General features: G+C 37.7%; 12 protein-coding genes. 8 read left to right on the top strand and 4 right to left on the bottom strand.

Annotated elements, in window-relative coordinates; genetic code table 11:
- Positions 1 to 10 precede the first annotated feature (10 nt).
- A complete protein-coding gene (locus EOK74_RS12385; protein ID WP_133470332.1) occupies positions 11 to 772 on the top strand; it encodes a FlgO family outer membrane protein in 762 nt (253 codons plus the stop codon).
- Positions 773 to 782: 10 nt separating this feature from the next.
- Here the strand turns inward: EOK74_RS12385 and miaE are convergent, their stop codons facing one another.
- Entirely contained in the window at positions 783 to 1,553 is a 771-nt protein-coding gene (gene miaE, locus EOK74_RS12380) for a tRNA isopentenyl-2-thiomethyl-A-37 hydroxylase MiaE (RefSeq protein WP_133470331.1), read from the bottom strand.
- 284 nt (positions 1,554 to 1,837) lie between these two features.
- Between miaE and acuR the strand changes: the two genes are divergently transcribed.
- The 7 genes from acuR to EOK74_RS12345 all read left to right on the top strand — a co-directional run bounded on the left by acuR (position 1,838) and on the right by EOK74_RS12345 (position 9,896).
- A complete protein-coding gene (acuR, locus tag EOK74_RS12375) occupies positions 1,838 to 2,482 on the top strand; it encodes an acrylate utilization transcriptional regulator AcuR (RefSeq protein WP_133470330.1) in 645 nt (214 codons plus the stop codon).
- A 141-nt stretch (positions 2,483 to 2,623) separates the two neighbouring features.
- Positions 2,624 to 3,607 carry an acrylyl-CoA reductase (NADPH) gene (gene acuI / locus EOK74_RS12370; protein ID WP_133470329.1) on the top strand — a complete coding sequence of 328 codons (984 nt, stop codon included), beginning with the start codon at positions 2,624 to 2,626 and terminating at the stop codon, positions 3,605 to 3,607.
- A 296-nt stretch (positions 3,608 to 3,903) separates the two neighbouring features.
- A complete protein-coding gene (locus EOK74_RS12365) occupies positions 3,904 to 4,728 on the top strand; it encodes an SAM-dependent methyltransferase (protein WP_133470328.1) in 825 nt (274 codons plus the stop codon).
- A 219-nt stretch (positions 4,729 to 4,947) separates the two neighbouring features.
- On the top strand, positions 4,948 to 5,157 hold the full coding sequence (locus EOK74_RS12360; protein WP_133470327.1) for a hypothetical protein: 210 nt from the start codon (positions 4,948 to 4,950) through the stop codon (positions 5,155 to 5,157).
- 24 nt (positions 5,158 to 5,181) lie between these two features.
- Complete coding sequence (locus EOK74_RS12355; RefSeq protein WP_133470326.1) at positions 5,182 to 8,382, top strand: tetratricopeptide repeat-containing hybrid sensor histidine kinase/response regulator; 3,201 nt, start codon at positions 5,182 to 5,184, stop codon at positions 8,380 to 8,382.
- A 15-nt stretch (positions 8,383 to 8,397) separates the two neighbouring features.
- The gene (locus tag EOK74_RS12350; protein ID WP_133470325.1) at positions 8,398 to 9,111 is read left to right on the top strand and encodes a class I SAM-dependent methyltransferase; all 714 of its coding nucleotides are present in this window, start codon (positions 8,398 to 8,400) and stop codon (positions 9,109 to 9,111) included.
- 185 nt (positions 9,112 to 9,296) lie between these two features.
- Positions 9,297 to 9,896 (top strand): Yip1 family protein, encoded by a 600-nt coding sequence (locus EOK74_RS12345; protein WP_133470324.1) that lies wholly within the window; start codon positions 9,297 to 9,299, stop codon positions 9,894 to 9,896.
- A gap of 99 nt (positions 9,897 to 9,995) precedes the next feature.
- On the opposite strand, the gene purF is transcribed toward EOK74_RS12345, so the two are convergent.
- The 3 genes from purF to EOK74_RS12330 form a co-directional block, all read right to left on the bottom strand.
- Complete coding sequence (gene purF / locus EOK74_RS12340) at positions 9,996 to 11,513, bottom strand: amidophosphoribosyltransferase (RefSeq protein WP_133470323.1); 1,518 nt, start codon at positions 11,511 to 11,513, stop codon at positions 9,996 to 9,998.
- Between the two features lie 13 nt (positions 11,514 to 11,526).
- Positions 11,527 to 12,021: a CvpA family protein gene (locus EOK74_RS12335; RefSeq protein ID WP_133470322.1), complete on the bottom strand. Its 495-nt coding sequence runs from the start codon at positions 12,019 to 12,021 to the stop codon at positions 11,527 to 11,529.
- A 136-nt stretch (positions 12,022 to 12,157) separates the two neighbouring features.
- Positions 12,158 to 12,838 (bottom strand): SPOR domain-containing protein, encoded by a 681-nt coding sequence (locus tag EOK74_RS12330; RefSeq protein ID WP_133470477.1) that lies wholly within the window; start codon positions 12,836 to 12,838, stop codon positions 12,158 to 12,160.
- Between the last annotated feature and the right edge of the window lie 3 nt (positions 12,839 to 12,841).

The following is a 12,841-nucleotide window of genomic DNA, read 5'->3' as shown; positions in this document are numbered from 1 at the left end:
GAAGCATTTTATGAAATACCCTCTATTAATATTATTAATAAGCTTTACTAGTGGTTGTTCTATCTTCAATTTTGGTGATGATAATGACAACAATGATTACTCAGCTGAATTGGGACAAGACGATCCAAGCACTGTGCCATTGCAATCCAGTTTACAATTTCAGAAACACTTTGAAAATAAACTCACGAACAAAGAAGTCGTGAGTTCTAAAGAGCCTAAGTCAAAGGTAGATAAGCCACAAGTAGCATACCTTGACCCATCTACTCACAACGTTAACCACTATGTAAAAACTCTAACTAATGAATTAATGTCGAATCTTAAAGATGTTAATTCCAATACACCAGTCGCAGTTGTTAGCTTTGTTATGTTGGATAGTGACTATAATCAATCAAGTTTACTTGGCAATCAGATTGCGGAGAGCCTTATACACGAAGTACATAAACATGGCATACCCGTCATTGACTTTAAAACTACAGGCTATATTCGCGTTACCGAGCAAGGAGACTTTGCGTTTAGTAAAGACTATGAAGATTTTGGGACAAAGTTACCCGCCAACTTTGTAGTAGGCGGTACCCTATTGAAACATACTGACGGATACTTAGTTAACGCTAGGATAATTGATTTTAGCTCTAAATCTGTTATGGCTACCGCTCAAAACTTTATTCCGAATAATGTGGCCAATGCCCTACTAGCCAACTCATATAAGCCTGATAGAAAACCTGAAATGCCACAGACACCAAAAGGCAATATGATACCTTTAACGAGTAACTAGCCTGTTTCTATTAACTGGCCACTTCTGCTGCAAGTGGCCCGCTATGAAAACGAAACAATTGATCACTTGATTGAACCAAGGCTTTTTCCTTTTCTGCGAAATAGGACACTCTTTCTGTTATATTTTCCTTTGAAATTCTCTGGGCTAAAGAAAGATAATCTTCAAAATGCCTAGCTTCAGATCGTAATAATGACACGTAAAATTTATTTAACTCTTCATCTAAATAGGGGGCTAACTTAGCAAACCTTTCGCACGAGCGAGCCTCAATGTATGCACCACAAATTAAGGTATCTGTTAGCTTTACAGGGTCATGGGTACGGACATACTTCATTAGGCCACGAGCATAACGCGCCGCTGTAAGGTTTTCATATTCGACTCCCCTACTTTGCATAATTTCTAAAACTTGTTGAAAATGGTGCAACTCTTCTTTTATTAGCAAAACCATTTTACTAATTAGCTCATCACCATGCTCAAAGTTAGATCTACTAATTAATTTTTTTGATAAATTAACATGCTGACTAAAATCACCCGTACCGATTTTACGATAAACAAAATCTTCGAAAGGTTTAAGCCAAGCTAATAATGCCTCACCACTTTCTTTATCCACTGCATATCGTCTTAACAATAACATAGCTGTTTGCGCAGCCTTCAACTCGCAATTGGCATGATCAACTAACAGAACTGACAAATTCTCTGGCCTAATAGCTTCATCAATCCAAGCTTGAGGTGTTTCACATTGTAAAAAAGCATTGATTGGCGCTAATAACTCAAGGGTACTCAATTAAATTCTCACTTAAAAATAAGCAGTCTGGAAGATTAATATTGCTGCTAAAAATAGTTACACTAGGTTCTGATGGCCCAATTATGCGTATATATGAAGAGCAAACAAGCGCTAATTAAGGGGGTTTAATAATTAATGTTACCACTCAATACTAGCTTTACTCCAAGTAGGTACTCTCTTATTTTACTTTTAATTACCGCTTCTTAAGCCCGATTAAATAAATTTCTATCTTTATAAGAACTTACAATTGCAATTAATTAGACGATCGGTCTATAATTAATTTTATGGAAAATAAATTAAACCAACAACCAAAACCTCGCCGAGGTCGTCCACCTAAATCCTCCCGTGACGGTAGTGATACTCGAGCCATGTTAATTCGCAGCGGTGTTGCAGTGTTAACTGAAAGTGGCTTTGCGACTGCAGGCATTGACGGAATACTCAAAAATGTAGGCGTACCCAAAGGTTCATTTTATCATTACTTTAAAAGTAAAGAGGATTTCGGCCATGCAGTAGTCGACAGCTACGCCAAGTATTTTGCCGCCAAGCTTGATAAATATTTATTGGATGACACTGTTCCTCCCCTGCAACGGATTATGAATTTCAGTAATGATGCTAAACAAGGCATAGTAAAATTTGAATTCAAGCGGGGTTGTTTAGTGGGGAATTTGGGACAAGAAATCGCTATTTTACCAGAAAGTTACCGGCTAAAACTGCAAGATATTTTCATTGTTTGGCAAATAAAAATAGAAAATTGCCTACTCGCAGCCAAGCAGAATTCTGAAATAAAAGCCGATGTTAATTGCATTCAACTCGCTGAGTACTTTTGGATAGGCTGGGAAGGTGCGGTAATGCGAGCAAGACTTTTAGAATCAGTGCAGCCACTGGATTTATATATCGATACGTTTGTCAGCAGTATTATTGCTAATTAAAAATAATGTTACATGAGGATTTAGTTGACTACAGCTTATTTGTAATTCAGCTTTATTGAGCCTGTGGGTAATCATATTTATTTAGGAGTCGCTGCTTAATTTTAAACATTAATAGACGATCAGTCTAAATTGGAGTTAATTATGTTCAAAGGCATTTTAATTGAAAAAAATAACGAACAATATACAGCATCAGTTCGCCCAATAGATGATTCACAACTACCTGAAGGAGATGTCACTATCGATGTTAGTTACAGTACCCTTAATTATAAAGATGGCTTAGCTATCACTGGAAAAGCGCCTATAGTGAAAAACTTCCCTATGGTCCCGGGAATAGACTTAGTAGGTACTGTCACTAAAAGTGACAATAGTAGATTTGTAGCAGGTGATAAGGTTTTACTAAACGGCTTTGGTGTAGGTGAAACCCATTGGGGAGGCCTTGCAGAAAAAGCCCGTCTACACAGTGATTGGTTACTGAAATTACCTACAGGATTATCAGCAAAACAAGCTATGACAATTGGGACAGCTGGCTATACCGCAATGCTATCAGTAATTGCACTAGAGCGTCATGGCATAACACCTGAGAAAGGTGACGTATTAGTAACAGGTGCTAATGGAGGTGTTGGCAGTTTTGCTGTTACTTTATTGTCTAAACTCGGATACCGAGTTATTGCATCAACCGGCAGGCCTGAAGAGGGTGAGTATTTAAAGGCATTGGGTGCAGCAGAGATTATTAATCGAAATACCCTATCTGACGCTGGACGGCCTATGGGCAAAGAGCGTTGGATTGCCGCGGTAGATTCAGTTGGCAGTCATACACTCGCTAATATTTGTGCAGGCTTAAAATACGGTGGCATAGTCACGGCTTGTGGTTTAGCGCAAGGAATGGACTTTCCAGCAAGTGTTGCCCCCTTTATTTTACGTGGAGTCACCCTAGTAGGCATAGATAGTGTGTATCGCCCTATTGCAGACAGAGAAGAAGCTTGGGCTAGGTTAGCCAATCTATTGACTGATGAGGACTTAGGCTCCATTGGCACTGAGATAGGCTTAGATAAGGTAGTAACAACGGCAGAAGACTTGATAGCAGGTAAAATTAGAGGCCGTATTATGGTCAATTTACAACATTAATTTATTGTAAATTGAACCTCTAAAGTAATAAATAGGTATTGATAATAAGGCTTATCTTTATTTAATAAAACACCGCTAGCGTTGCCATAGTTGAAAATCATTTACAACGCTAGCTACCTCACTTAACGATTGCTCAAAGACTTAACAAATTGATGCGCGCAATTCCATTAGAAAACAAAAATGTCCTAGTTTAATAACGATTCTTTATAACTTCTTGCATTAGCGTTAATTTACTGATTACATTGGTAAAATAATATCTCACTTCACTTCATTTCATATATAAAGGTCACACAAAGATGGCAGACAGCCCTAACAAACAAGGCTCATTAACGATTGTAGGCACGGGAATTACTCTCTCAGGGCAAATGACTCTCATCACAGAAAGTGTCCTTAAAAATGCTGATATCGTATTGTCTGTAGTTACTCAGTCTGCGTTTATCAATTTAAAAAATATTAATAGCAACACCATCTCGTTACGAGACCTCTATGACGTTAATACTTCACGTTTAGTCACTTACCAGAAAATGAAACAGCGTATCGTCGATGAAGTAGAATCAGGTAAAAGAGTGGTCGCAGCTTTCTATGGCCACCCTGGGGTATTTGTTGACCCTTCCCATGATGCTATTAATGAACTCCGTAATAAAGGGTTTAGCGTAAGAATGTTACCGGGAATATCAGCCGAAGACTGCCTTGTAGCCGACTTAGGACTAGACCCAGCTCGTTTTGGTTGTCAGTCTTACGAAGCGACTCAATTTTTATTCCGTCGTTATTCAATTGACCCACATATGTTACAAATAATCTGGCAGATTGGCTGTATCGCAGAGTTTAATCATCCTGAAAATAAAACCGAACACCCGGGTTTAGCTGTATTAATGGATGAGTTACTTAAGTATTACCCGGCTGATCACAAAGTGATTGTTTACGAGGCCGCGACTATTCCCTTGGTAGCGCCGCGAATTGATGAAATACCTTTAAATGAACTCGGCCATATTGTGCCTAATACCATCAGTACCCTAGTGGTTCCGGGCTTGGGTTTACCAGAATATGATACTGAAACTATGGCAAAATTTGGCCTAACACCAGATACCTTTAAACAAGAATTATCCGCAGACAACGGCTAATAAAAAGCAACCCCAATAACAATCGTTAATATATTAATCACTGGATAATATTATGAATGACCCTTTAATCGCATCCTTGATAGCAATCGATAAAAATGATGTGTTAAGACAAAAATATGGCAGATCTAAAAAGTGTGGCACAAGATTTTGGCTTAACAGCTAATGAAAAAGAACAAAACCTATCGCAATCGTTAATACATTAAATCAATGGAGAATAAAATGACAGATCCTTTAATCGCATTTTTAATAGAATTAGATAAAGATGAAGCTTTAAAACAGAAATATTTAGCCGACCCGCAAGCTGTGGCTGAAAGTTGTGGTTTGACACCAGAAGACGTTGCAATATGTGTAAAAAATGACACAAAAGCAATGGCTCAAAGGGCAGAAGCTGAAGGAGCAGACTCCATACAAATATCTCACGCTAATTAGTATTAACTTTAACCACCACAGCTTATGAATAAATTTAGATACCTAGTAGTCTTATGTCTACTAGGGTCGGTATTAAACTGTCTACCAGCCTTTGCAAATGATGCTGAAGTTAAAGCCTTGTTAGATAAAGCCGAAATTAATTTATTAGTAAATATCAGCTTGGCAGAAAGTTTATTATCTGAAGTAACAATATTAATAAAAAAAGCAGGAAATAATAACCAAGAATCTCGTCTGCTAAACCTACAAGCCCACGTAGACCTCCTCAACCATAATTTAAACGACGCCTACGCTAAAGCAAAAAAAGCCGAAAAATTAGCCCTTAACACTGATAACCAATTACAGCTCGCTGAAGCCTTTCGGAAACAAGGTATTATTAATTTTTTGTTAGATTTTGATGCTGATGCTTTGGCGTTATTAACAAAGAGCTTGACATTACACGAACAGCTTAATAGCAAATATGTACTTCATAACCTACAAGCCATTGGGAATGTGTATGCAAAAAATGATGATTGGGCTGACAGTTTAATTGATATAGGCCAAACTCTAGTACAAAAAGCACTCGTCCAGAAAAATCTATATTATGAAGAGCAAGGTTATAGCTTTGTTATTTCAGGCTTAATCAAACAAGGGAGCTACAAAGAAGCCAGTGTACGTGCGACTAAAATACTGCAAATACTAAACACCCCAGAAGAAGAACGTGTCGATATATATTCTTATGCAGCTCTTGCTGAATCAAAATTAAAAAACTACAAAGTTGCTTTATCTTATATAAATAAGCAACTTGAATTAACGAAGAGCAATGTTACTACACTTGGTAAGCTACACTTTCGCCTCTTAAAAGCGGAAATTTTATTAAAGGATAATCAAAAAACTATAGCCTTACCTCTTTTTCAACAAGCACTGATTCAGGCAAATAAGTACAATTTCAGTAACTATCAAGGACGAGCACTTAAAGGGCTAGCCAACTATTATGAAATGATATCAGAACCAAGCATGGCTCTTAAATATTTCAAACAGTATGAAGCCCTCAAAGAAAAAAGTTTTAATGCTATACAAGCTGAACAACTGGCCTTCAGCCGTGCGAGTTTAGAGCTTGCGCAGAAAGATAAACAAATCTCTGATTTGGAGCTATCTCAACAATTACACCAGCAACAACATATCTATCAGCTAATTTTTATTGGACTCAGCAGCGCTATTATCATTTTGCTCCTATTTATGTATTGGCGTTCTAGCAAGCAAAAACGTGTGCTACGAGAGTACTCGTCTAACCTCAAACAAGCTTCGGAAGCCAAATCAGAATTTTTAGCTCGAATGAGCCATGAAATTCGCACTCCTATTAATGCTATTATTGGCTTAACAAAGTTAAACCGAAAACCATCCTTAAGTCAGCATCAAAAAGATACCAATTTGCAACAAATAGAAGAGTCTTCTAATACTTTACTAGTAGTAATTAACGATATTTTAGACTTTTCAAAAATTGAAGCTGGTCATTTGCATATTGAGAGTGTCGAATTTGAATTAGACAAAGTGGTCAATCAAGCCATGCGCTTACTCACTCTTAAAGCACAAAAAAAAGACCTTGAACTAATTGAATACATTGCCAGAGATGTGCCCCTCTTATTAAAAGGTGACGCCTTGCGTATTCAACAAGTACTCAACAACTTACTTAGTAACGCAGTCAAATTTACTCATCATGGCGTGGTGTCTGTGTCAGTAAACAAAAAGTATTCAGAGTCTAAAGTTTTACTTGAATTTGCAGTAAAAGATACGGGCATTGGTATCAAGTCATCTCACCTTGACACACTATTTGACCCTTTTACACAAGCAGATGAGTCTACCACTCGGCGCTTTGGCGGAACTGGGTTAGGTCTAACCATAAGTAAACAATTAGTAGAATTAATGGGGGGAGAGATTTGGGCAGAAAGCCTATTAGGTCAAGGCTCAACATTTTATTTTACAATAAAAGTAACAGAAGCAATTCATGGAGAACAAACCAAAAGCCTATCTGAAGAACACTTATCCATGATGAAGGTGTTATTAGTGGATGATGTTGAGCTTTCTAGACAGGCGGCTTCCAATGCTTTATTCAGATTAGATATAACTCCCGATGTTGCGGAAAATGGAACCCAAGCAATAAACAAAATCCGTTCAGCCGTTGAAGAAAACTCTCCATATCAATTAATAATTTTGGATTGGAAAATGCCAGACATTGATGGTATCGAAGTAGCATCAATTATTAAACAATCATTTTCCCCCAAACCGCAGATAATAATGCTCTCCGCTTACGATATGGATACCCTACAAGAATTAGGTAAACCTCTCGGCCTTGACGCTTATTTACAAAAGCCAATTAACAGCAGTAATTTGTTGAATGCGATTCTTAGATTAACCAATAAAATCCAGAAAATACCCTCTACCAAAAAGATAGGGGCCCCAAAAATTCCTAACCTTTGTGATATAAATATTTTATTGGTTGAAGATAATGAATTAAACCGTAAGGTTGCTAAAGGCTTTTTAGCTGACACTAATGCTGATATTGCAGTGGCTGAAAATGGCCAAATTGCTTTACAAATGCTCAAAGAGGCACCTTTGCGATATGGATTGATCTTAATGGATATTCAAATGCCCGTAATGGATGGGTTGACGGTAACTTACAAAATACGCAATGAATTACACCTAAAAACACCTATTATCGCCATGACAGCCCATGCAATGGCTGGTGATATTAATAAAAGCTTAGATGCGGGCATGAATGCTCACATTACTAAGCCGATCGATCCAGACTACTTATATAAAGTATTAATTAACGTATTATCAGCTAAAAGTGAAGTCACTAACTTTACGCCACTTAAAGTTAGCGCTTCACACTTCAAAGCTCTGTCTCTAACGCACGTTGACTTCGCCGTAGCCAAACAACAACTGAGATTAGATGATCACTCCTATTGGGAACTAGTCAATGATTTTATTAAATTAGAAAGCAGTCTACATCAGCTTACTGAAGCTATTAAAGATAGTGATATAGATAAAATAAATAAAATCATACACTTATATAGCCCGTCTCTTGCCTACATTGGTGCTAATCAGCTCGCAAATCTAGCTAATCAAGTCCTAGATATATTACGAGAGAAAGAAGTAAAATTAACAGCTAGCACAATGGAATTAGTTATCGAATTTCACAAAGCAGCCCTCGAAGTTACCAAAACATTAAAACTCAAAACCTCATAAATATAGGACTTAACTTTGGCAAAAGTAGATATAAAAAAAGCATGGGTTAGAGAAACCAAATTTGGAGACTGGTTTCTGAATACTGATACTTGGTTGATTCATGTTTTACAAAGGGCTCTCAATGATTTGCAAACACTTATTCCAGCAGATAAACCTAAAGAATTTGACACTATTTTAGATATCGGTTCAGGGTTTGGGCATTCCCTTGTTGAGTTAGATGCTCGTTTCTCTCCAGATACTATTATTAGTTTAGACGTGGACCCGGATTTAATAAACAAAGCGGATGTTAATGCTAAAAAGTGCAAATCTAATATTCAATTTTTAATTAACAATGCGGCACAAATTGACCTGGATGAGCATTCGGTGGATATGGTGTTTTGTCATCAAACTTTCCATCATATAGTTGATCAAGAGTCTGCCATTAAAGAAATCTACAGAGTGCTCAAACCTGGTGGCTGCTTAATGTTTGCTGAGTCCTGCCGCAGGTATATCCATTCAATGGTCATTAGAGTGTTATTTCGACATCCTATGCATGTACAAAAAACAGACTTAGAGTATTTAAGCTTGCTTGAAAAGACTGGCTTCAATATTCAGGAACAACAAATATCTAGACCCTTTTTATGGTGGTCACGGGCAGATTTAGGGCTTTGGGAAACATTAACAGGTAAAACTGAAGACCCAAGATCTCGTGAAGAAACTCTCATAAATGCAGTCTTGTATAAATACTAGCTGTAAGAATTTTCTGCTAGTTACCTAAAAATCTATACTCTCAATTACCCCACGTTCAAAAAACATACAAACAAATCAATAAAAAAGGTTGACGGTTAAACTTTACTCAAACACAATAAATGTTAATTAAATGTATATTTTTTGTTTAATTGTTTTGTCTCCGATAACATCAAAGAGGTAATTGTATGATTTTAAACCACCTATGGGGTATTTATGCTCACCCTAATGAAGAATGGCATTCAATTGATGATCGCCACGAGAGTTATTTTTACAGCTTAAGTCACATAGCGATCATTTCACTAATACCCGCCTTAATGAGTTATTACTCATCTGCCCATTTAGGTTGGAGCATTGGTGTCGGAGACGTTATTAAACTAACTCAAAAAAGCGCTGCATTTATGAGTATAGGTATGTATTTTGGTTTAATGATAGGTGTTATTGCATTGGCAATTCTAATTCATGAATTAGCTAAAACTTTTGATGCGAATCCATCCTATACTCAATCTTTAGAACTTGCTGCTTACACTGCAACTCCACTATTTATGGTTGGCTTCGCTGCATTTTATCCGGTACTTTGGTTTGTCATGGTCATTGGATTGGTAGGGTTAGCTTATTCTGTTTATTTACTCTATACAGGTACACCCATATTAATGCACATTCCTGAGGGCAAAGGGTTTATATACGCCAGTTCAGTGGTGACCTGTGGTTTAGTCTTATTAGCTATTTTAATGGCCGCTTCTGTTATTTTATGGAGTTTAGGTATGGGCCCCGTTTATTCGGGCTAATTCATATATAGCGATATCTCCTAATAAATCCTTAAACTAAAAAGCCACTTCAAATGAAGTGGCCTTCTAAAATGGCAGATAACAGCAACTTAACAGCCGTTAATCTTGACTCATATTGTACATTTCTAAGTTACTCAATTCAGTTTGAATACCTTTATTTTTAGCCCCTTCATTTCGCATATCATCAATACGCTGTAAGTAATGGTGATCAACATCTCCAGTAATGTAGTTACCGTCAAATACAGATGTCTCAAAACGTTTAATATTTGGGTTTAACTCACGAACCGCCTCAACCAAATCACTAATATCTTGAAAGATCAAACCATCAGCTCTAATCAGTTCACTAATCTGATGTATTTCACGGCCATATGAAATTAATTCATTAACGGAGGGCATGTCAATACCGTAAACATTTGGAAAACGAATTTCAGGTGCGGCTGACGCGAAGTATACTTTCTTAGCCCCAGACTCTCTTGCCATTTCTATTATTTGCTCTGAGGTGGTTCCACGAACAATAGAATCATCTACCAAAAGCACACTTTTACCTTTGAATTCGGACGGTATAGCGTTCAACTTACGGCGTACAGATTTACGACGCATAGTTTGTCCGGGCATGATAAACGTTCGGCCAATATAACGGTTCTTAACAAACCCCTGTCGATAAGGTTTATCCAATTCAATGGCTATTTGTAATGCAACATCTGTAGAGGTTTCTGGGATAGGGATGACAACATCTATTTCTTTATCGGCCCACTCTTTAGCAATTTTTTGGCCTAACTTACGCCCCATATTAACCCGAGAAGCATACACAGATATTCCATCAATAAAAGAGTCTGGTCGTGCAAAGTAAACAAACTCAAAGATACAAGGAGCATTAACTGGGTTGTCTGCACATTGCTGTGTATGCAATTCACCCGCCTCTGTAACATAAATAGCTTCACCAGGTTCTACGTCGCGAATAAAGGTAAACCCGACAGCATCTAGAGCTACGCTTTCAGACGCCACCATATATTCATCACCAAATTCGGTTTTACGTTTCCCTAGTGCTAATGGCCGTATCCCAAATGGGTCTCTAAATGCTAACATGCCATTGCCAATTATGGCCGCAACAACGGCATATGCGCCTCTAATTTTTTTATGCACCGCTGAAACTGCGGTAAAAACTTCTTCAGGCGTTAAATGTAACCCAGCACAATTTTGTAACTCGTGGGCAATAATATTTAATAAAAGCTCGGAGTCAGATGTTGTATTAATATGTCGTCTTGCAACTTGAGCCACTTCATCTTTAAGTTCATGTGCATTGGTTAAATTACCATTATGAGCGAAGGCAATCCCAAAAGGTGAATTAACATAAAATGGTTGAGCTTCAGCAGAACTAGAGCTACCAGCGGTTGGGTAACGAGCATGGCCGATACCAAATTGTCCAGTGAGCCTTTTCATATGACGCGTATGAAAAACATCCCTCACAAGGCCGTTATCTTTACGTAAGTGAAATACGCCATTATCAACAGTTACAATGCCTGCAGCGTCTTGCCCTCTATGCTGTAGAACAGTTAATCCATCGTATAAGGCCTGATTAACAGGGCTTTTACCCACGATCCCGACAATACCACACATGCGATTTACCTTTTTATATGGGCTTTATAAAACTAGAGTTGTTTTGTAAGTACTCAAAAAACCACTCAATAATTAAACTAAACTCTGGAATAAGAATTGATGCCCCCCACCAATCAGAATCAGAATCAGATAAGGGTGTAAATGTATCTAAAAAGAATAGCAAGGCGCTAACAATTAACACGCCTCTTAAGCCGCCAAAAACCAAGCCAAGTGCTCTATCCGTCCCGCCCAGCCCTGTGAACTGCACAAGCTGTGAAATAAGATAATTAACTAACCCCCCCACAATCAAGGTTGCAACGAAAAGGATGGCGATTGCAATACCGTTGCGGATCATATCATCCTCGAACCGAGTTAAATATGTTGCAAGGTCAGCATAAAATTGACTAGCAATAAAAAAAGCACTAAACCAGATTGCGAGGGAAATCGCTTCCTTAACAAAGCCCCTGATCAAGCTAATAACAGCGGAGAGTATAATCACACCAATAATGGTGTAGTCTATCCAATTCATAAGATTCTTTAAAATTGCTCTGTAGGCATGAAATATAGACCATTTAGTCAATAAATTAGTTTATAAATCAAAGAATTAAAATCGCGCGCATTCTATCAAAAGGATAAATGAAAATCCTACTAATTTTACTGTTAGATTACTGAACAGTAAACGGAGTCACTCTGCCTTGTAATTTGGTCACTTCTTTTAAATGTGACAATGACTCTTCTAATTTACTTTTTTGTAAATCTGGGCCGACAAAAACCTTAGTCAAAACCCCTGAACTAGTAGTAACAGGGCGGCTAAATGCGCGATATCCCGCTTTTTCTAGTACATTGAGTAAATCATTAACATTTTTCTTATGGCGAAAACTACCTAGTTGTACCACCCAACCTGCACTTACCTTGGAGGTTTTCGAGCTTTCTTCAACAATCGTATCCTTTTCTAATCGCCCTAACTCGATAGCTTTATCCTTAGCTGGAGTGGTGTTAGGTTCAGATTCAAGTTCACTTTTATTATTTTTCTGTTTTACTGCTTTTAAATCTTGAGATTTATTAATCCCTAGGTTGGTTGTTTTCACCGGCACATTTTCGTTTTGAGGATCATCTAACGCTTGCTCTGACACGACCTCAACTTTTCGAGTTGCAATGCCTTTAATTCTGTCAACATCTATATCACTTGGAACTTCTACTTTGTGAGCTGCTGGTGTAGGGGGGAGTTCTACAAACGAACTTTGTGTCGTTTGCTTTTTACCGTCTAACAAATCCGGTAGAAATATTACTGCTATTGCCACGACAATGATCGTGCCTACCAGCCGGTTTTGTAATGCCGAAGTCAATTG

This window comes from Paraglaciecola marina (assembly GCF_004360155.1).
In the GTDB taxonomy this organism is placed as follows: domain Bacteria; phylum Pseudomonadota; class Gammaproteobacteria; order Enterobacterales; family Alteromonadaceae; genus Paraglaciecola; species Paraglaciecola marina.
This window is presented reverse-complemented; position numbering and strand designations above follow the sequence as displayed.